Source organism: Paraburkholderia sp. UCT31, assembly GCF_014397655.1.
Lineage (GTDB): Bacteria > Pseudomonadota > Gammaproteobacteria > Burkholderiales > Burkholderiaceae > Paraburkholderia > Paraburkholderia tuberum.
The window spans coordinates 1-19,929 of record NZ_VZQP01000090.1 but is presented as its reverse complement, the minus strand read 5'-3'; the positions used below and the strand labels follow the sequence as shown (position 1 = coordinate 19,929).

21 protein-coding genes and 1 pseudogene are annotated in these 19,929 nt (G+C 62.4%); 16 read left to right on the top strand and 6 right to left on the bottom strand.

Annotation, left to right across the window (positions count from 1 at the left end; genetic code table 11):
* Window positions 1–169: 169 nt before the first annotated feature.
* The 7 genes and pseudogenes from F6X40_RS38775 to F6X40_RS43730 form a co-directional block, all read left to right on the top strand.
* The gene (locus tag F6X40_RS38775) at window positions 170–496 is read left to right on the top strand and encodes a M35 family metallo-endopeptidase (protein WP_262421713.1); all 327 of its coding nucleotides are present in this window, start codon (window positions 170–172) and stop codon (window positions 494–496) included.
* Complete coding sequence (locus F6X40_RS38770; RefSeq protein ID WP_262421712.1) at window positions 493–1,023, top strand: hypothetical protein; 531 nt, start codon at window positions 493–495, stop codon at window positions 1,021–1,023. Before F6X40_RS38775 ends, F6X40_RS38770 begins: the two co-directional genes overlap by 4 nt.
* Window positions 1,024–1,971: 948 nt before the next feature.
* Window positions 1,972–2,214 carry a hypothetical protein gene (locus F6X40_RS38765; protein ID WP_184063150.1) on the top strand — a complete coding sequence of 81 codons (243 nt, stop codon included), beginning with the start codon at window positions 1,972–1,974 and terminating at the stop codon, window positions 2,212–2,214.
* A 160-nt stretch (window positions 2,215–2,374) separates the two neighbouring features.
* Window positions 2,375–2,587 carry a helix-turn-helix domain-containing protein gene (locus tag F6X40_RS38760; RefSeq protein WP_262421711.1) on the top strand — a complete coding sequence of 71 codons (213 nt, stop codon included), beginning with the start codon at window positions 2,375–2,377 and terminating at the stop codon, window positions 2,585–2,587.
* A gap of 556 nt (window positions 2,588–3,143) precedes the next feature.
* Window positions 3,144–3,329, top strand: coding sequence for a hypothetical protein (locus tag F6X40_RS38755; protein ID WP_184063148.1), 186 nt, complete (start codon window positions 3,144–3,146; stop codon window positions 3,327–3,329).
* Window positions 3,330–3,510: 181 nt separating this feature from the next.
* Entirely contained in the window at window positions 3,511–3,978 is a 468-nt protein-coding gene (locus tag F6X40_RS38750) for a universal stress protein (RefSeq protein WP_187631514.1), read from the top strand.
* A gap of 148 nt (window positions 3,979–4,126) precedes the next feature.
* Window positions 4,127–4,204: pseudogene (locus tag F6X40_RS43730) on the top strand (transposase); the annotation flags it as partial.
* A 30-nt stretch (window positions 4,205–4,234) separates the two neighbouring features.
* Here the strand turns inward: F6X40_RS43730 and F6X40_RS38745 are convergent.
* Window positions 4,235–5,167 (bottom strand): LysR family transcriptional regulator, encoded by a 933-nt coding sequence (locus tag F6X40_RS38745; RefSeq protein ID WP_184025135.1) that lies wholly within the window; start codon window positions 5,165–5,167, stop codon window positions 4,235–4,237.
* Between the two features lie 87 nt (window positions 5,168–5,254).
* Between F6X40_RS38745 and F6X40_RS38740 the strand changes: the two genes are divergently transcribed.
* The gene (locus tag F6X40_RS38740) at window positions 5,255–5,788 is read left to right on the top strand and encodes a hypothetical protein (RefSeq protein WP_184063142.1); all 534 of its coding nucleotides are present in this window, start codon (window positions 5,255–5,257) and stop codon (window positions 5,786–5,788) included.
* 273 nt (window positions 5,789–6,061) lie between these two features.
* Window positions 6,062–6,874 carry a DUF4377 domain-containing protein gene (locus F6X40_RS38735; protein WP_316251884.1) on the top strand — a complete coding sequence of 271 codons (813 nt, stop codon included), beginning with the start codon at window positions 6,062–6,064 and terminating at the stop codon, window positions 6,872–6,874.
* A 58-nt stretch (window positions 6,875–6,932) separates the two neighbouring features.
* On the opposite strand, the gene F6X40_RS38730 is transcribed toward F6X40_RS38735, so the two are convergent.
* Entirely contained in the window at window positions 6,933–7,223 is a 291-nt protein-coding gene (locus F6X40_RS38730) for a hypothetical protein (protein WP_184025141.1), read from the bottom strand.
* A 110-nt stretch (window positions 7,224–7,333) separates the two neighbouring features.
* On the opposite strand from F6X40_RS38730, the gene F6X40_RS38725 reads away from it, so the two are divergent.
* Together F6X40_RS38725 and F6X40_RS38720 are read left to right on the top strand one after the other, a co-directional pair.
* On the top strand, window positions 7,334–8,299 hold the full coding sequence (locus tag F6X40_RS38725) for a GlxA family transcriptional regulator (RefSeq protein WP_184025144.1): 966 nt from the start codon (window positions 7,334–7,336) through the stop codon (window positions 8,297–8,299).
* Between the two features lie 261 nt (window positions 8,300–8,560).
* Window positions 8,561–10,285, top strand: a complete 1,725-nt coding sequence (locus F6X40_RS38720) for a tannase/feruloyl esterase family alpha/beta hydrolase (protein WP_187631516.1) — start codon at window positions 8,561–8,563, stop codon at window positions 10,283–10,285.
* A 7-nt stretch (window positions 10,286–10,292) separates the two neighbouring features.
* On the opposite strand, the gene F6X40_RS38715 is transcribed toward F6X40_RS38720, so the two are convergent.
* Genes F6X40_RS38715 through F6X40_RS38700 form a run of 4 tightly spaced genes read right to left on the bottom strand, consistent with a single transcriptional unit; the run spans window position 10,293 to window position 14,417 of the window.
* A complete protein-coding gene (locus F6X40_RS38715; protein WP_316251883.1) occupies window positions 10,293–11,036 on the bottom strand; it encodes a TonB family protein in 744 nt (247 codons plus the stop codon).
* On the bottom strand, window positions 11,029–11,427 hold the full coding sequence (locus F6X40_RS38710) for an ExbD/TolR family protein (RefSeq protein WP_184007118.1): 399 nt from the start codon (window positions 11,425–11,427) through the stop codon (window positions 11,029–11,031). The genes F6X40_RS38715 and F6X40_RS38710 overlap by 8 nt, the downstream gene beginning before the upstream one ends.
* Window positions 11,427–12,050 (bottom strand): MotA/TolQ/ExbB proton channel family protein, encoded by a 624-nt coding sequence (locus F6X40_RS38705; protein ID WP_187631513.1) that lies wholly within the window; start codon window positions 12,048–12,050, stop codon window positions 11,427–11,429. Before F6X40_RS38705 ends, F6X40_RS38710 begins: the two co-directional genes overlap by 1 nt.
* A gap of 21 nt (window positions 12,051–12,071) precedes the next feature.
* Entirely contained in the window at window positions 12,072–14,417 is a 2,346-nt protein-coding gene (locus F6X40_RS38700) for a TonB-dependent receptor (protein WP_187631512.1), read from the bottom strand.
* 417 nt (window positions 14,418–14,834) lie between these two features.
* Between F6X40_RS38700 and F6X40_RS38695 the strand changes: the two genes are divergently transcribed.
* The 5 genes from F6X40_RS38695 to F6X40_RS38675 form a co-directional block, all read left to right on the top strand.
* A complete protein-coding gene (locus F6X40_RS38695) occupies window positions 14,835–15,257 on the top strand; it encodes a MarR family winged helix-turn-helix transcriptional regulator (RefSeq protein ID WP_184063138.1) in 423 nt (140 codons plus the stop codon).
* 83 nt (window positions 15,258–15,340) lie between these two features.
* Window positions 15,341–15,763, top strand: coding sequence for a MarR family winged helix-turn-helix transcriptional regulator (locus F6X40_RS38690; protein ID WP_184025155.1), 423 nt, complete (start codon window positions 15,341–15,343; stop codon window positions 15,761–15,763).
* A gap of 81 nt (window positions 15,764–15,844) precedes the next feature.
* Entirely contained in the window at window positions 15,845–16,945 is a 1,101-nt protein-coding gene (locus F6X40_RS38685; RefSeq protein ID WP_187631511.1) for an HlyD family secretion protein, read from the top strand.
* A gap of 7 nt (window positions 16,946–16,952) precedes the next feature.
* Window positions 16,953–18,524, top strand: coding sequence for a DHA2 family efflux MFS transporter permease subunit (locus F6X40_RS38680; RefSeq protein ID WP_184063134.1), 1,572 nt, complete (start codon window positions 16,953–16,955; stop codon window positions 18,522–18,524).
* Window positions 18,525–18,533: 9 nt separating this feature from the next.
* On the top strand, window positions 18,534–19,929 hold a 1,396-nt coding region (locus F6X40_RS38675), incomplete at its 3' end, for an efflux transporter outer membrane subunit (RefSeq protein WP_187631510.1).

Genomic DNA, 19,929 nt, shown 5'->3' with positions numbered 1-19,929 from the left:
AGAGAAGAGGGGCTCGTTTGCGAGCCAAATTCACCGAAATGAGCGTCGATTCGATTCGTTATCCAGAAAATTTGACGCGTCTTGATCTGCAAGCCGATCCGACAGTTCATTAATCAGCGTTTCCCTAGTGCCAGAAAAGATCGTACGATTTGACAGTGTAACGAATAGGATGCTGTCGTGTGTACCCAAGCCGGATTCGGGTAAGAATCACGCCGCGGTCTGTAAGCCAGATTCGGAAAAGCGGGTTATTGCTATCTGTTCCGCGTTTTGCAGCAGTCCATTTGGCCAATTGTGGAAACCGTGCAAAATAAAAACAATAATCCACGAATGTACGCACTTCACGGATACGTTTAATTCGCGAGACGAGATCTATGTCGATACGGAATCCGGGGCGCGAATATGGGCGGAAAATCATCGAGAAGAGGCGATTCGAAACGCGGATAGCATAACCGGATATATAGCAACTTTCGATAAAGACGTAGAGGAAAAGAAATGAGCTTTCGCTACCGCACACTTGTCGCTGTGCTTAGCTTATGCGCTGGTCTTTGCGGACCAGTTTTCGCAGAACAATCAATCAACGCCGTGGCGAAGCATAGGCCATCCAGCACTGGATGTCGCTTCGTGGAGCACGTTGAACTGCAATTGCCGTTCAACACCATTGCGCTCTCGAAGGATAACCGGCTGTCAATCGAAAAGGCTGTGAAAGAGGCGCAGAAATGGCCGGACGTGAGGATTCAGGCAATTGTAATCGCTGGCGCATATATCGGCGAGCGCGATCTGGATATCTTGCAGGATCGCCGTGGCGAGGTGGTGAAAGGATATCTGAGGAAACTTGGAATCCCGAGTGCAGACATATATGTAGAGCCTAAAACTCTGACCGATGTGTTTGCGCAAAAACTTCCCGATGGTAGCACTCGTGTTAGTCAAATCGAAATCGAATTAAGTCCGATTTGCAAGGGTAGCTGCGAATGGATGTGCGACGATCCACGGCTTTGGCCACCTACCACGCCTACCAACCCGTAAGCACACGAACAGGGCCCCGCCTCGGCGGGGCCATTTGAAGGTAGATCACGCAGGCAAGCGGCACCACCACGACTGGGCATAGGCGACGTCACCGATGAACTAGATGCCGGTGAGCACAAAGCCGTTTGGCCGCGAGTGTCGCAAAATGGCCGAACTGAGCCGGACCATCAGACATCGTCTGCCCGACCAAGTCCAGACTTCTACACCTGAAGAACTCATTGGCTGTTCGCTTGGGTTGCGAAGACTTCCATGGGGAATTCAGGCAATGGCGCTTCGTTCACCGCGCAGCGAACGCCTGCATCCATTCCAGTCTTCAGCCGAATGCCGCAGCAGCAGATGACCAAACATCACTACTTTCGGCGCGTAAACCGCATTGGGCGCAGCGGTAAAAGCTTCGGCCGTCAGGGGAGCTTCCCAGTAACACCTGGCCAAGACATGATCGGCAGCAATGTGCCGGTGGGCGACATCCGCGTCAGTCTAGCGATTTCGCGCCGGCAATCAGGCCATCAAGTATCTTCGCCGTGGCTTTGCGGTCCGGATAGGCCCTGCGATTGCTGCTCCCACCGGGTGACTACATCGAGGCGGCGAAAACCATAACGCTGTTCAAGTGCGTCGAGCGTGGCGCAGCGGCGCAGGTCGTCAAAAAGCAGCGAGGACTCACGGAGATTCGATGCACGCGAGCGCCGGCAGGTGGCGGCGCCAGTGCTTCTGTTTTCTTCCGATCACGTGCACGAGTCGTAGTCACGCACTCAGACGGTTCGGTCCATTGGGTAGCTCGTCCGGATACATCTGTTCGGCCGCCAGCCTTGGGACGATCCTCGGCGGCGGCGCGCATCGGATGGCACTGGGGATAACGGTGTTGAATTTGCGATGGCGGGTTCAGTTCGTCGCCGGTATTCAAGTCAGTTCAGACATAATGTAGAAAACGTCGCCGGAGTTCACCCGCTCATGAAGTCTCGTTGCTTGGCAGCAGTTCTCGTCGTTCTCGCTACCGGCTGCACATCGACTCCGGCGAACAATCAGCCGGCGGTCGATACGAACGCCTACATCCTGCACGTTCCAGACGGCGCACCGTCCACTGACTCCACGTCAAGACCACCGAGACTCACTGTCGGCACCAGCTATTCCGACACGCAACTTATTCTGCCGTGGTTCCTCAACGACATCATCAACTTCGTCAACTATCGCTAGTCTGGTGCGCGGGGGCACTCGGGTGCGTTCCTTCCTCTGCGAATCTACGGTTGAAAGTGCGTACAGATGTGTGCAATGCCTGTGCAAGATCCTGTATGGTTACCGGCTGCGCAATATTCGGTTCAAGATAGTCGCGCGTTTTAGCCACGATGGAACCGTGATGAAATGCGCTGAATGTCCAGTCTTCCAGCTCGTGAAAGACGGACTGCAAAGGGATATCGCTGTCCATCGGCTGACAAACTCGAACACCAGCGTGGCAGTGCTGGCGTTCGATCTTGGCTTTTCCTACGCCACCGGTTTCTGCCGCGCATTTAAACATTGGACCGGCAGTAGTCCTTTTGACTATCGCAAGGGCGCCCGTCAGGGTGAGTGACGAGAAAGAGTCATGTCTGACTATGTTTTAAAAGATTTTGAATGCCCGTGTCGAAGGGCTGGGACTGGGCCGAACTACGCCAATCATCGGGCGCGTGTGCCGGACGGTGCATCAGTTGGCGAACGAGGGTAAGCCTTACGAGTACGACGAGACGGTGGCCCATTTGGCGCTGTCATCGGACTACCCCGAGTCGATCCCGATGTTGCCCATTGACTGGCAGTTGCCGTGCGGTGCTTTCAAGCAGGGCGCCGGCCCGCAGTAGGCTATGTGCAATGATTCCATCAACCTACGACTCCCGCCCGCGTCCTCACGAAGGCCGTCGGGCGTTTTTTCCTGTGCTTTTTCGGTGTGGTTCGGAACGCGGAATTTTCCTCGGTATGCCCGCTTGCGTGCACCGCCAGCGGCAACAAAAGGCGCGCGGGGCGATCCTGCGGTTAGCGTGGCTAGAAACAGCGGGCGGGTGTGACAGTAGTGCTGGCGTGACAGCGCGTATGACTCAAATCGGCCAGGTGAACTATCATGGTAGAAGCTGCATTCATCAGCGCAGGAGCACATCATGACCTCCAATCCATCCGCTGAGCCGACCGGCACCTCTCTCGACCCCGCGCAAACTTCCGCCGGCAAGACTCGCCAGCCCGATCCGAAGGGCCTGAAAAATCCGACCCCAGACGACCTTCCTAACGCCGACGCGGCAGAGCCCGAGCCTCACGAGCACCTCCCGTCCAGAAGCGACGACAACTGATTCAACACAGCCGGTGCCGGCGTCGTCCGCATGACAATCCACGCGGCAGGTTCGCGAGTGGATCGCGCATGCTTTCGCGCCGACGCCGTGAAGTCGGGGAGCGCTCGCGGTTCACGCAAATGGCTCGATGCATTTCGTCCAACAAAGTCACGGCCCAGTTTGAACCGCACAGGAGCAAATCATGCAGAACGTGCTGGTAGGTTATGACGGGTCGGCGTCCGCGCAACATGCCGTTGCTTTCGCGGTCGATCTCGCGAAGCGTTTCGACGCGCGCTTGCATGTGCTCGTCGTCGCGCGCACGCCGGACTGGGGTGCGATAGAAGTTGAGCGAAAAAATCTGATCGATCTGGAAGTGCGCCATGCCACCGCGATCCTCGACGACATCAAGGCGAAGCTCGCCGCTTCGATCGGGGCCGTGGAGTTCGATCTCGTGGTCGGCCCGCCGGCAAAGGAGATCGTGCTGTACGCGGAGCGGCATGCTATCGACCATCTCGTGGTGGGGCATCGCGGACATACGCCGTTCGATCGCTGGCTGATCGGTTCGGTCGCCCGCCAGGTGCTCGCCTACGCGCCGTGCGCGGTCACCATCGTGCGCGATCCGGCGACGATGAAAAAATCGCGGCATGAGAGCGAAGCACCATCGGCATAAAATCCGCAAACTGCTGCAGATGATGGGCTCAGGACAAACGCGACCGATTTCGCAAGCTGGAAGCGGCTTGAGCGTAGAGACGCAGAGAACGCTTGCGTTAACGAACAAAAGCTCGCATGGCCGCGCCTATCAGCTCGTTGCCGAAACGCCGGAGCTCATGATTCGCATGCTGATCGTGGGTCACTGCTTCGGTGTCCGGTCCGAGCGACGGCTATGCGAAGACCTTTGAGCTTCCCCGACGACATCATCAACTTCGTCAACTGTCGCCAGGCATCGAGCGCGTCGCGCGGCTCTTCACATGATCGATGAACGCACGCAGCTTCGGCATGATCTGGCGGCGGCTCGGATAGTAGAGAAACACGCCCGGGACCATCGGCGCGTACGCCTTCAGAACGTGCACCAGCTTTCCCGTTCGCAACCCCTCGGCGGCCATCGGCTCGGGTAGCTGGGCAAGGCCAACGCCTTCGATCGCCGCGCCCAGCACGCTCGGAAAATCGCTGGCGATGAAAGGACCGGAGACGGCGATCTCGATCGGCTGGCCGTTGTCGTTGAACGACCACAACGCGAGCGCGCCGCTGGAGCGCCGCCAGCGAATGCATGCATGCTCGCGCAGATCGTCCATTTGCTCGGGGCGGCCGCGCGCCGCGAAATAGGCAGGACTTCCCACGACGACAAAACGGAACGGTGCCGTGAGCGGCACCGCGACCATGTCGGCGGCGACGAACTGGCCGAGCCGGATGCCGGCGTCGAAGCCTTCCGTCGCGAGATCGATCAGCTCCTTGCTGGCCGCTATTTCCACCTCGACCTCGGGATTGGCCTTGCAGAATGACGCGATCAGCGGCTCCAGCAGGATTGGCACGACTGCACGCGGCACGGAAAGACGCAACAGGCCGGACGGTCGCTCGCCGAGTCCGCGCGCCACCTCGCTGGCGGCGACGAGTTCCTCGAAGGCGGGCTTGGCCCGAGCGAGAAAGCGCTCGCCGGCTTCGGTCAAGCCGACGCTGCGCGTGGTGCGGATGAAGAGCGTCGCACCGAGGCGGGCTTCGAGCACACGCACCGCCTGACTGACGGCCGACGGCGTCACGCCCAGTTGCGCGGCGGCCCCGCGAAAACTGCGATGCTCGGCAACGCTGAGGAAGACTTCGACGCCGTCGAGCGCGCCCTGCCTGACTGTGAAGTTCTGCTTCATAGCCTGTCAACATTGTGAGGAATAGTCACCCGCGCGAGACGATGGTACACCTAACACCTGCGCGTCCACCTTTCGACAGGAGGCATCATGGCACCGCGGCTTCTCTTTCAGTTGCATCTCGTTCTGGGCTATGTCGCCTGGCTATTGTGCTTCGGCACCTACGTCTGGCCGAAGCTCAAGTCGATGGCTCCATTCGACGCGCAACGCGCGATCGCCACGTTGCACAGCTTCCGCTTCTTCGGGCTCGCCTTTCTGTTGCCTGGTGTCGTCAGTCCGCAACTGTCCGCGAGCTTCGCCGTGTTCGCCGCCTATGGGGATTTCGCCACGGGGGTGCTGGCGATGCTGGCGTTGCTGACGGCCCGGATACGTCCGCTTTTCTGGTCGTTCGTCGTCGCTTTCAATCTTGTTGGTATGGCCGACCTGATCATCGACTACTACCACGCAACCGCGGCCGATCTGCCCGCGCATGCAGGCGAACTGGGCGCCTTGTACGCGATTCCGATCATCTATGTGCCGACGCTGGCGATCACGCATGTTGCCGCCTTCTATCTGATGTTGCGCCCTCGGCTAAAGCGGCGTCACGCCCGTCCTTCCGTCGGCCGTGACATTTCCCAGGCGTAGCCTGCCGCACTGGCCGCAGTTCGGCCACGTAACGAGGAATCCGATCAGCATCGAGCGACGTTTTTACGCCTTCCACCTGCGTTATGCTGTCGGTCGTCGAGTCGATGCTCGCGGCCTGAACGAAGCAGGTGCGCAAACCCGGCCTGATGCGGCCGGGTGGTACCCTTCACTGGCACTTCCGGCTTTCGTGCATGCGACCTGATCCTCGCGTCCCTTGGCCCGACGACGCGAGCAAACGCCCGGAACGACCACTGAACTCAGCGAGGTGCCGACGTGAAATACTGCATGCTATTTCTGCCGCTCGTTCTCGCCGCCTGCGCACAGGCACCGGAAGTGACAGCGCCGGCGCCATCGGCAACCACGGCCGCCGCCAACCCGGCGTCGCCGACCGGCACCGATCTGTTGACCCGATACCACTGGCAACTGAACAACGCGATCGATCGCAATGGCACGCACATCGATGCCCTGTTCGTCCGCCCAGACAGGCCAGTGCAGCTCGACTTCAGTCCGTACCGGATCACCGTCGTCAATAGCTGCAACAGCATGGGAGCGGGTTACACCGTCAGGAAAGGGTATTTGCAGATCGGCCCGATGGTCAGCACGATGATGGCCTGCCACGATGCCGCGCTTGCCGCACTCGACGATGCGATCTCGCAGCGTGTGCGCGGCAGCGTCAACGTGACCCTGCTCGCGCGGGACAACGCGCCGAGCCTGCAACTGGTCACCGATAGCGGCGACACGCTGAGCTTTAGCGGTGTGCCCACGGCCGAGACGCGCTACGGCGGCCCCGGTCAAATAGCGTTCCTTGAAGTGGCGGCGCAGTCCGTGCCGTGTAACCATCCGTTGATGCCGAACGCGCAATGTCTGCTCGTGCGCGATCGCTTCTTCGACGAGCAGGGCCTGGCGACCGGCACGCCTGGTCCGTGGCACCCGTTGAATCAGGATATCGAAGGCTATACGCACACGCCGGGCATCCGTAACGTCGTGCGCGTGAAGCGTTTCACAGTCAGGAACCCGCCTGCCGATGGGCCGTCGGTCGCTTATGTGCTGGACCTGGTCGTCGAATCGGAGAAGGTCGGGCAGTAATGCTTCTTCAAACGTGCCGCCAGGCACATCGGCGGCACGGCTCCCCACCAGCGTGACTTCACCCCTTCTGAATCAGCCGCCCCAGCGGCGCGAGCGGTCCCACCGGCAGGTATTCATACTTCATCAGCCCGTCAGCCACGAGCGGCAACGCGTTGAGTATTGCCTTGGCCTCGTCGACCGACCCGACGTTCATCAGGAAAATCGGTCCGGCCTTGTCGCGGAACCAGAACTGCTCGACCTTGCCGTCGAGATAAAGCTGGAGCGTGGCCGGCACCTCGTGGGGCATGTGCTGCTGGAGCTTGTCCGGCGTGAGGGTCGGTTGTGCGGTTGCGATGGCGAAAACTTTCATCAGTGACCTCCTGGGTCGACGTTGGTTGCGATGTACAACGGGGCTCACTGTAGCCCTCGGCCGGGAAAAGCTGTATCGTCGCAAATGACAACTTTAGGGTCATTTACGCCATGCGCATCGCCGTGCTCGCCTTGCAGGGGCTGTTCGACACCGGTCTCACCGTCATGCTCGACGCGTTCTCGCTCGCCAACCGGTTCGCGGCCGCGAAGATGGGCGGTCGGCCGCACTTCGAACTGTCGGTCGTCGGTGTGCGCAAGAAGGTTCGCTCAGGGCAGGGGCTGACCATCCCCGTGCAAGCGATCACCGCGGACCTGAAGCCGGACTGGGTGATCATTCCCGCGCTCAGTACCGGTACGCCGGAGCAGCTGGTACCCGCGCTCGAGCGGCCGGACGTGCGCGACGCCAGGGTGCAAATGCTGGCATGGCATGCACAGGGCACGTTGATCGCCGCGTCGTGCATCGGCACGTTCCTCGTCGCGGAAACCGGACTCCTCGATCATCGCGAAGCGACCACGACCTGGTGGCTGGGTCCATTGTTCCGGCAACGCTATCCGGCCGTGTTGCTCGACGAGTCGCGCATGCTGGTGCCATCGGACGTCGGTGTGACTGCGGGCGCGGCGATGGGGCATCTCGATCTCGCGCTGTGGTTGATCCGCCGCGCGAGCCCCGAGCTGGCTACGCTCGTGTCGCGCTACCTGCTCGCCGACCTGCGCTCATCGCAGGCGCCGTACATCATCCCGAACCATCTGGCTCAGGCCGATCCGCTGATTCAGCGTTTCGAGCGATGGGCGCGCGATCATCTGAAGGAAGGGTTCTCGCTGCAGCATGCTGCGGCCGCATTGGCGACGAGCGCGCGTACGCTGCAGCGTCGTTGCCAGGACGTGCTCGGCAAATCGCCATTGGCTTACTTTCAGGACCTGCGTGTCGAGTATGCGCAGTCGCTGCTGCATGGCAGCGGCCTCGGCATCGACGCGATTGCGGCCGAGGTCGGCTATGTCGACGGTGCCACGTTGCGCACGCTGTTGCGCCAACGGCTCGGCAAAGGCGTGCGCGATCTTCGTGCGGATCTGCGTTGAAGGCTATAGCGAGCGCGGCAGCGAAGCCGATTGCAAATTCGACTCTTACGCGCTTTCCGGATCGCAACCGACGATTGAATGTGCTGGCCGCCTGGCTGCAATGCATGCCGTGGCCCGCCGGCGGCTCGCGGCACGCCGCTTGCTATGCACCGCATTGCCGTATACCTTCGCGCCTCACATCCACCAGCGCAGACACGGCGTGCGAGATGAAGCCGACTCGTGCGACCGCGTCTCCAAACCAAGATGGAGACAGTCATGCCCATGCAGCGCGCCGTTCCGTCATCCTTCTCTTTTGTTCCCGTCATTTCCGTCGCGTCATTGCTCGCGGTTCTATCGTTGAGCGGCTGTGGGGGCAGTGACAACATTCAGTCGACCGCCGCCGCGCCGCTTAGCTGCGCGCAGCTGACCGGCAAGAACGTGCCGGCGTCAGCAATCGGTTTGCCGACCACCGGCGCGACCGTGACCGCAGCGACCGTGATGCCCGCGTCCGGCTCGGGCGCGCAAGCGACCGGCGAGTATTGCCTCGTCAGCGGCGCGATCAGTCCCGTCGATCCCGCGGCGCCGCAAATCAAATTCCAGATCGCGATGCCGACCAACTGGAACAGCAAGATCATGATGTTCGGCGGCGGCGGCTACGACGGCACGATTCCCGCGCCGACAGGCAACGTGCCGGCCGGCCCGACCGCGCAACTGACTCCGCTTGGCCGCGGCTACGCGGTGTTCGCGAGTGACTCGGGACACGAGGCCAATGCGCTCGGCAGCGAGGACGCGTCGTTCGGCGTGAACGACGAAGCGATGCAGAACTTCAACGGCGACGCACTGAAGAAAACCCGCGACGCGGCCGTCTATCTGATCGACGCGCGCTATGCGGTGAAGGCGCCGAAGCGGGCGTATTTCGCGGGCGGCTCGTCGGGCGGACGCGAGGCGCTGGCGGTGGTGCAACGCTGGCCGCAGGATTGGGACGGCTCGATCGTGCTGTATCCGGCATGGGCGGCCGCGAGCCTCGATCTGCAGTTCGGCCGCATCACGCGCGCACTGGCGGCGCCGGGTGCCTATCTCGACCAGGCGAAGCGCAAGGTGCTGCTCGACACGGTGCTCGCGAGTTGCGACGCGCTCGACGGCGTTGCCGACGGTCTGATCAGCAACGTCGCCGCGTGCAACGCGACCTTCAATCCCGCGACGGCGACGCTGAACGGCGCGCCGCTGCGTTGCGCGGGCGGCGCGGACACCGGCAACACCTGTCTGTCCGACGCGCAGATCGCGGCGCTGAACGTGTACAACACGCCGATCACGTTCGGCTACACCCTCGCGAGCGGCGAGACGCAGTATCCGGGCTTCAACGTGTACGGCGCCGATCTCGGCATCGCGAATCCTTCGGCGTTGCAGCCGACAGTGACCACGCTCGCGCTCGGCATGTCACAGCCCGCATCGCCGATGCCCACGACCGCGCCGTATCTGAGCGTGTTCTGGGACCAGTGGATCCGCTACTTCGTCACGCGCGACCCGAACTACAACTCGCTCGCCGTCGATCCGCAGAATCCGGGCAGTCTGCAGGCGCGCATCAGTCAGCTGACGGGCCTGCAGGACGTCAACAAGACGGATCTGTCGGCCTTCAATGCGAAGGGCGGCAAGATCCTGATGGCGCACGGCATGGCCGACGCGCTCGTCAGCACGCGTTCGACCGAGCAGTACTATCAGCGTCTGCAAGCGACGATGGGTGCGTCCACCGTCGCGAACTTCGTGCGCTTCTACGAGATTCCCGGCTATGGCCATGCGCTCAGCACCGTGTTCAACGCCTCGTGGGATTCGCTGACGACGCTCGAAAACTGGGTGGAAAACGGCGTGGTGCCGCCCGCGCAGATCGTCGCCGATACGGCGGGCGTGCCCGGACGCACACGGCCGCTGTGCCAATATCCGACCTTTCCGCGCTATAACGGCTCGGGCGACGTGAACGTCGCGGCGAATTTCACCTGCGCAAGCCAGTAGGCGCCGTTCAACTGACGTTGAAATGCACGCGGATGTTTTGCGTGCTTTCGACGGGCCGACCATCGCGCAGCGCGGGAAAAAAGCGCCAGCGCCGCAACGTGTCGAGCAGCAGCTGATTGAGACGGGGGTTCGGCGTCGCGTGAATGAGCTCGACATCGACCGAGCCGTCGGCGTGGATCGTGAAGCGGGCTGTCGCGATCGTCTGATAGGCCTGCTCGCGCAAGTCGTCGGGCAGCGTCGGTAGCGGTTGCGAGATGGAGCGGGCGGCGGTGTTGGAGCTTGCCGAGGCGGCTGGAGCGGCGTCGTGCTGTGCGGATGATTGCTGCGATCCCGCGGCGGCCGTTTGTTCCGGCTGCTCGTCTTGCGACGGGCGTTGTGCCTGACTAGCAACCGGTACCGACGGCGCTGCGGCAGCGGGCGTCGTCAGCGTCTGCGGCCTGGTTGGCACAGGCGGCACCGCGCGATGCGCTGAGGTACGCGATTGCGTCTGCGCGTGCCGTGGCGCCTGTTCCGCTGGAATCGCAACCGGAGTTTGCGACGGACGGGATTCAGGCGGCGCAGGCTCGTCGAGCACGACCACGCGCATATCCAGTGGAGCAGGCGGTGGGGCTGGCTGACTCGACTTCAGCAACCCGGACGACAGCGCAGCCAGCACCAGAAGCCAGATACCCAGCGAGATCAGACAAGCGACGGCGGTACGCAGCGGTCCCACAGCGTGCCCCCCGAACAGCTCGCGGCAAGCTTTAATCACGATGCACGGCGATCAGAAAGTGTTCGGCGCCCGCGCGTCGCGCCGCAAGCATGGCCTGCACGACCGCGCCGTGACCCGCGTGATCGTCGGCCGCGATGACGACGTTGCCGTCCGCGCGCAGCAGGCGCTTCACTTCAGGCTCGATCTGATCCGCGCGAACGACGTGGCGATTGACCGAGACCTCGTCGTTGCCGTTCACCGATATCGTCAGCGGCTCGCTCGTGCTGATCGGCTGCGCGCGTCCCGAAGGCAGATTGATCCGCACCGCGTCGAGACGTTGCATCGCCAGCGAGGCGAGCATGAAGGTCGCGAGCAGAAAGAACATCACGTCGATCATCGGAATGATTTCGATGCGGCCGCGCCGCGAGGCGCGCGAGCGTTTGAGTTTCATCAGCGCTCGCCTCGCGCCTCTTGTTGCAGGCGCAGCGCGCTGAGTCGCGCGTTGGCGAACAGTTCGAGTTCATCCATCAGACGCTCGAGCCGCCGTGAAAAATAGTTGAACGCGAACAGTGCGAAGACCGCGACGATGAGTCCGATCGCGGTCGCCACCAGCGACTGTGCCACCCCGCCCGTGACACCGCCCGGATCGACGAGCCCATTGCCGCCGAACAGCTGGAATGACTTCATCATCCCGACGATCGTGCCGAGCAAGCCGAGCAGCGGCGCCGCCGTGACGATCGTCTCCAGTAGCCACAGACCGCGGCCCATGTCGCGCTCGATCTGCGATGCGATCGATTGCGCCGACGCCTCGCGCAGCCACAGCGGCGAGTCGGATTCCGACAGCCACGGCGCGGCCATGCGCCGAAACGCGTGTTGCGGGGCGAGACGGTCGAGACGGTTGTCATCGGCTGACGACGTGGGTTGCAAAACACGCGCCGGTGCGCTTGCGAAGCGGGCAAACACATACGCCCGCTCGATGATGATGGTCAATGCGAGCACGCCGAGCACGCTGAGCGGATACATGATCCACCCGCCGGTGCGCATCGCCGCGATAAAGCCTGTCCATTCCTGCATGATGGTTCTCCCTGCCGTCGATCAGAAGTACTTGGTCACGCCCGCATAAACCGCGAAATGCGGACCGTACTGCGGCGCGCCGACGCCGATGCCCGAGCCGTCACGCAACTCGTACACGCGGTTGAATGCGTTGATCACCACCAGACGCGCGTCGAACTTGCCGATCATCGGCTCGTTGAAGTGCTGGATTACGCCGAGGTTGAACTGCGCATAGACGGGCAGGCGATCGGTGTTCGCAAAGCCGCTGCGCAGGCCGGAGCCGACGATTCCGTCGAACGTGAAGGTGGTTTGGTGGAAGTCGTATGCCGCGCCGAACGATGCGGTCACGCGCTGGTCGTGATCGAGGTACACCCAGTTGTTCGAGATGTACGCCAGTTCGTCCGCACCGAAATTGAACTGCGCGGAGTTGATGTTCTTGCCTTGCGCGCGGCTATACGCGAGGTTCAGATACGCGGAGAGATTGTCCTGTTTGTAGTTGGCGGTGAATTCGACGCCATACGTTCTGCCGTACTGGTAGTTGAACGGCGTGTAGATCAGCGCGGAGCCGAACTGTCCTTCGTCGAGCAGGTCGGTCGATTTCTTGTAGTACGCGTCGAGTCCGAGCGTGACGGCAGGGCCGAGTTTCTGCGTGATGCCGAGATCGAAATAGTGGCTGCGTTCCGGCTGTACAGGATCGTTCTGTGTTACCGAACTCTGATTCGTCGTGCCGTCGAACTTCGATATCGTCGAGCCGGACACGAGTTCGAACGGCGGCGGCGTGAAGTAGCGCGCGTAGCCGGCGTGCAGCGTCGTCGACGACGTGAGCGTGTAGACGAGGCCGACGCGTGGGCTCAACTGGCTCGCGCTCGTGTACTCGTCCATGCGGTCGTAGCGCAAGCCATAGTTCAGCGTGAGCCGGTCGGTCAGCTTCCATTCGTCCTGCGCGTACAGGCTGTACAGATAGCCGGTCTTGCTGCTGCTGTCCTGGATGTTGAAGGGCACGTCGGACAGCTGGTTGCCGTCCGCGTCGGCGGGGAACACAGACACGTTATTGTCGAATATCGCGTGTTCCTGCTGGAAGAAGACGCCCGTGCGAACCGTGTGACTGTCGTTGATGCGCCAGGTCGTATCGACCTGCACGCCGTTGGCTGTGTTGCTATGGAAGTCCTCCGATGCCACGCCGTTGAACATCAGGTCGCCGATCGGATCGGGGTTGAACTTCGTGCGCGTATAGCGCGTAAAGAAGGCGACCTGGTAATCGAGCGCGCCGCCGTTGGTGCCTTGAAGCGCGAGCGCCGCGAAATTGTTCAGCTCCGATTGCGTTTCGTTCAGTTGCGACGAATCGAACGTGCTGTGGCCGTTGAGCGCGAAGTTCGGCGTGAGCCCCGGCGTGTTCGGAATCTCGAACTGGTTGCTGGTCGCGCCGAACAACAGACTCACACGCGTGAGCGGATTGATCAGATACGACAGATAGCCGAATGCATTGCCCTCGCGCGTGTGATCGTGAATCGCATTGGCGCTCGCCGTCGGATTCTCGATGCCGAGATTGTTCATGCCGAGCGAGCCGCTCAGGTAGTAGCTGAACGGTCCCTCGCTGCCGAACACGTCGGCACTCGTTTTGACGGTCTGATGGCTGCCGCCGAATACGTCGATCGAGCCGCCGCTGCCCATGTCGCCCGATTTGGTGCGGATGTCGACGATACCGGCCGTGCGGTAGCCGTACTGCGCGGGCAGGGCGCCAGTGAGCAGGTTCATTTGATCGATGATGCGCGTGTCGAGCGACTGGCCGAAGCCGCTGATCGGCTCCGGAATGATGATGCCGTTGATCCGGTATTGCAAATTGGCGTGCTCGCCGCGCACGTGCAGCTGGCCGTACGAGTCGTTGGCGACGCCGGGCGCTTGCAGCAGCACCTGATTGAGCGGCGTGTTCGCGCCCGCCGGCATCGTGTCGATGTCCGCCTGCGTGAAGCGATAGACGCTGCTGCCCGTTTCGGGCAGCAAGCCGTTGCGGGCAGCGTTCAGACGTTGTGCGTTGACCTGCACGTCGAGTGTATCGCTCTTTTGCAGTTGTACGCTGACGCTCGCCGGGGCGCCGGACTGGGCGGTCGCGATGCTGCTGCCGCTTGCAAAACCGGCCGCCGTGACGACGACCGCATACGTGCCGGGCGCCACGCCGTCGATCGAGAAGTGCCCCGACGTGTCCGTGTTCGACGCGCCGATGGAGGCGCCGCTCGCGTCCTGTACCTCCACTTTCGCGTGAGCGACGGGTCGGCCCGCGGGATCGGAGACCGTGCCCGTCAATATGGCGTTGCTCGGCGCGCCCCATGCGTTCGAGACGGCGGTACAGAACACGATCGCCGCCTGTGCGGTCAGTGTGCGTTTTTTCATTGTTGTTGCTCGCGCTATGGACGATGCGTTGATGAACAGAAGCGTTCGGCAAAAGCTCGCCCACCTCGCCCCTGGCCGGCAGGGGAAGGACAGGCGAACTGGAGGTTGACGACGCGCGATAGCAGGCCCGTCGATCAGGACTACTTTTCGATGAGAACGGTAATGGCGATGACGGTCATAAGTGGTCGTTGAGCATGGACTGTCCGCTCATAGGTCGGACGGATTTTGTCGGACGTCGCAGTGGGCCGGTGTGACAAACGGCAGGGCTGGAGCGTTAATTTTTGGTCATGTTATAACATAACAATTACAGCTGGCAAGTCGCAAGATGAAGGCCGCCGTAGCGCAACGGGTGAGGCATTTGCCTGTTGCCATTCGAAAAACTTGACACAGTGCATATGCACACATAAACTTCGCTCCATGAACCGTCCTCTCTCCTACGACGAATGCAACTGCTTCGCGCTGCGCCAGGCGGCGCGGCACGTCACGCAGATGTACGAGCGCCATCTCGGCAGCGTTGGGCTGACCGCTGCGCAGTTCACGATCCTCGCGAAGCTCGCGCGCACACCGAACCTGCCTATGGCGGAGCTCGCGGACGCGATGGTGATGGAGCGCACCACGCTGGTCCGCGCGATGAAGCCCCTGCAGCGCGACGGCCTCGTGCTGGCCGAGGCGGCGGACCACGACAACCGCACGTTGCTGTTCAGCCTGACGGAAAAAGGCAAGACGACGTTCGATCAGGCCTCCGTCGCATGGCGCGCCGCACAGGACGAATTCGAAAAGAAGTTCGGCCGCGCCCGCGCAAAGACGCTGCGTACCGAGCTGTTCAGCATTACCGGTTAGATCGCGCGTAGGAACCCGCTTCGGCGGGTTTTATGACGCCGCCTAATGTGCATATGCACTAACGAGCAAAGGAAGTGAAGCGAATGGAAGCGCTTTTCGACGACGACTGCTTTGCGATCCGCCAGGCCGCGCGTCACGTATCGCAGATCTACGACCGGCATCTGTCGAATGTCGGGCTGACCATCACGCAGTTTTCGCTGCTGGGGCGCCTGAAGCGCACCGGTCCGATGACGATGAAGCAGATCGCCGAGGCGATGCGCATGCAGCGCACCACGCTGGTCCGTACGATTCAACCGCTGCGACGCGACGGGCTGGTGTCGAGCGAGGCGATGGGCGCGGATGCGCGCGCGCTGCTGATCTCGCTGACCGCCGCGGGCGAAGAGCGGCAAGACGCAGGCCGCGCTCATTGGTATGCCGCCCAGGCCGAGTTCGAGCACCGCTTCGGCGAGGAGCGCGCGGCTGCACTGCGCACCGAGTTGTTTGCGATCACCCGGGATACGCTTTGACATAAACGCTGAAGATAGCGGAGGCCGGCGCACTGCGCCGTTTTTTTCAATCTGAAGAGTGCATACGCACATATCGACACCATGTCCACAACTCCTTCGACCGTCGCGCCGCCAAGCGCGGTACAACCCGCCAGACAGGTGCGGCGTATCCCGTGGATGCTGCTCGCGATCCTCTCCGTTCTCGTCGTGTTGGCGCTTGCCACTTCGTACTGGTTCTTCGTCGGCCGCTTCGTCGAGAGCACTGACGATGCGTACGTCGGCGGCGACGTCACGGTGATGGCGCCGAAGGTCAACGGCTTCGTCACCAACGTGCTCGTGCACGACAACGAGTTCGTGCACGCCAACCAGGTGCTCGTGCGTCTCGATGCCCGCGACTACGACGCGCGCCTCGCCCAAGCGAGCGCTGAAGTGGAGAGCGCGCAGGCCGCCGTCACCGAACTCGAAGCGAAGAAATCACTGCAACTCGCGGCGATCAACGAGCAGGCCGCCGAGGTCCGCGCGTCGGGCGCCGAACTCACACGCAGCGCCGCCGACCAGACGCGCTACCGCGAGCTCGTGAAAGACGACGCGGTGTCGAACCAGGTCGTCGAGAAGGCCGACGCCGATCTGGCCAAAGCGCGCGCCGCGGTCGATCGCAGCAGCGCGGCGCTGCTCGCGGCGCAACGCCAGATCGCGGTGCTCGACGCTCAGATCGGCGACGCGAAAGCGCGCATCGCGACCGCGCAGGCCGCGCAGCGCGTCGCCGCGTTGAACGTCGAGTACACGACGATCCGCTCGCCGATCGATGGCTATGTCGGCAATCGCACCGCTCGCGTTGGGCTGCTCGCCAACACGGGCGTGTCGCTGCTGACCGTCGTGCCGGCGAGCGGTTTATGGATCGACGCGAACTTCAAGGAAGATCAGCTGCGCAAAATGCATTCGGGCGACAGCGTCGACGTCGAACTCGATGCGTCGAGCACAACGCTGCACGGCGTGGTCGACAGTCTTGCACCGGCGACCGGTGCGACCTTCAGCGTCTTGCCGGCGGAAAACGCGACCGGCAACTTCACGAAGATCGTGCAGCGCGTGCCGGTGCGCGTGCGCCTCGACGTGCCGAAGGACATGCAGGGCGTGCTGCGTCCGGGCCTGTCCGCGACCGTGAAAGTGCACCTCGATGCGGGCCATCCGGCCGCGCAGGGATGAACCGATCATGACTCACGCTTTTGACAACCCCGCCGACCAGCCGACCCGCACCAAGGTCTTCGCATTCGCGCTGATGTGCCTCGGTTTTTTCATGGCGACGCTCGATATCCAGATCGTCGCATCGTCGCTGCGCGATATCGGCGGCGGACTGTCCGCCAGTCAGGATGAACTCTCCTGGGTGCAGACCTCGTATCTGATCGCGGAGATCATCGTGATTCCGATGTCGGGGTGGCTCACGCGCGTGTTCTCGACGCGCTGGGTCTTCACCTTCTCCGCGTTCGGCTTCACGGTCACCAGCATGCTGTGCGGTCTCGCGTGGGACATCAACTCGATGATCCTGTTTCGCGGTCTGCAAGGCGCGCTCGGTGCCGCAATGATCCCGACCGTGTTCACGACCGCGTTCGTGCTGTTTCCCGGCAAGCAGCGTTTGATCGCGTCGACGACGATCGGCGCGCTCGCGTCGCTTGCGCCGACGATCGGCCCGGTGATCGGCGGCTGGATCACGTCGCAATGGTCGTGGCACTGGCTGTTCTATCTGAACCTGGTACCGGGCGTCGCCGTCACGCTGTTGGTGCCGAAGTACGTGCATATCGACAAGGTCGATCTGTCCTTGCTGAAAAAGGGCGACTACTTCGGCATCCTGCTGATGTCGGGTTTTCTCGGTTGCCTCGAATACGTGCTCGAAGAGGGACCGCGCAAAAACTGGTTCGGCGACGACGTGATCGTGCTGTGCGCGTGGGTCGCGGCCATCTGCGGGTTTCTGTTCCTCGTGCATGCGTTCACCGCGAAGGAACCGATAGTCGATCTGCGCGCACTGGCGTTGCGCAATTTCGGTATCGGCAGTCTGCTGTCGTTCATTACCGGGATCGGAATCTTCTGCACCGTGTTTCTGACGCCGGTGTTTCTTGCGCGCGTGCGCGGCTTCGATTCGTTGCAGATTGGTCTCGCGTTGCTGTCCGTTGGCTGTTTTCAGTTGCTCGCGCTGGCCGCCTACTCGACGCTCGCGCGCTTCGTCGATATGCGCATGCTGATGGTGTTCGGACTCGCGCTGTTTGGCATCGGCTGCTATCTGTACGTGCCGTTGACGAACCAATGGGGCTGGCAGCAGTTGCTGATTCCGCAAGCGTTGCGCGGAATTGGCCAGCAATTCTGTATTCCGCCGATCGTGACGATGGCGCTGGGTGCGTTGCCGCCGTCGCGGCTGCGCTCCGCGAGCGGGCTGTTCAATCTGATGCGCAATCTCGGCGGTGCGATCGGCATCGCGGTCAGCAGCACGATGTTGAACGACCGTCTGAACCTGCACTACGAACGGCTCGACGAACATCTGAATGCGGGCCGTCCCGTCGTCGAATCGATCTTGCAGAAGCAGGCCGAGTATCTGTCGGCCGTTGGTGGTGATGTCTTGAACGCCGCGAGTGCGGGGCTCGCCGAATTGCACGCGGCATTGATGCGCGAAGCGCTGGTGCTCGCATTCTCGGACGCCTTTTTGGCGGTTGCGCTGTGCTTCGTGGTCGGCTTGCTGAGCGTGCTGTTTTCGCGCCCGTTCGGCAACACCGCGCCACCGCCCGATGCCCATTAGGAGACCAACATGAAACGAATCGTGATGAAGTTACTGGCGAGCGCGGCGTTCCTGACGCTCGCGGCCTGCGCGGTGCAACCCGCGACGCACGCGGATTTGCCGCATACGGTGCAGACGCTCGCGCCGGCCGCGTGGAGCGTCGACGCGCCGCAAGACAGCGTGAACACCGATGCCTGGTGGGCGCAATTCGGCGACCCGGTGATGCATCAGCTAATCGAGTCGGTGTTGACCGGCAACCTCGACGTGCAGGCCGCGGCCGAACGCGTGAAGCAGTCGCAGGACCTGGTGACGCAGAATCGCGCGGCGCTGCTGCCGGAGCTGAATGCGAACGCGGGCGCATCGACCGAGCGGCAGAACACGCCGCCGCCGCTCGGCTATGTGCGCCAGGCCGGCTTCGGCCTCGCCGCGAGCTGGACGCCGGACGTGTTCGGCGGCGAACGTCTCGCGGTGCTCGCCGCGCAGGCGCAGGTGTCGGGTAGCGTTGCGGCGCTGAACCAGTTGCGGCTCGCGCTCGCCGCGAACACGGCGGCTGCGTATATCGATCTACGCTGGGCGCAGGCGCAATTGCAGATCCTCGACGACAACGAGCAGATTCGCAGCCGCGCGCTGAAGCTCACGCAGGAGCGTCTGCATTACGGCCTGTCGACGCAGCTCGACGTCGCCCGCGCGCAGAATCAGTTGCAGGACTTGCAGGCGCAGATTCCGCGTATGCAATCGGCGGTGCAGCATCAACTGAGTCTGATCGCCGTGTATTCGGGGAGTACGCCGGAAAGCCTCGATACGCTGCTGCTTTCCAACGCGCGCGAGATTCCGGTGCCTGCGCAAAGCGCGCCGCAGGTGTTGCCGTCCGACGCGTTGCTGCATCGACCCGACGTGCGCACCGCCTATGCGCTCGTCGAACAGCGTGCGGCGGAAGTGGGGGTATCGAAGGCGCAGCGCTATCCGCAGTTCAAGATCAACCTGACGAATGGGCTGCTCGCATCGTCGTACCTTGGCTTGCCGACGCTGACCGACAACCTGTTCAGCGCTGCGTTGAATGCGACGAGCCCGATCTTCAACGCCGGGCGCATCACGGCGAACATCGACGCGAGCGAGAGCCGCATGCGCGAATCGCAGCTCGGCTTGCAACAGACGATGTTGCAGGCGCTGAAGGAAGTCGAGGACAATCGCAGCGATCTCGTCAGCGGCGCGGTGCAGGTGCAGCGCCTGGCCGGTGCGCTCGATGCGTCGAATCACGCGCTGCGTTTGTCGACCGAGCTGTATAAGGGCGGTGCGTCGAGCTTCCTCGATGTGCTCGACGCGCAGGAAGCGTATCTGCGCGACTCGGAGTCGCTCAACCAGGCCCGTCGCGAGCACGCGCTTTCGGCGATCGCGCTGTACCGGTCGCTGGGGGGCGGGTGGGAGC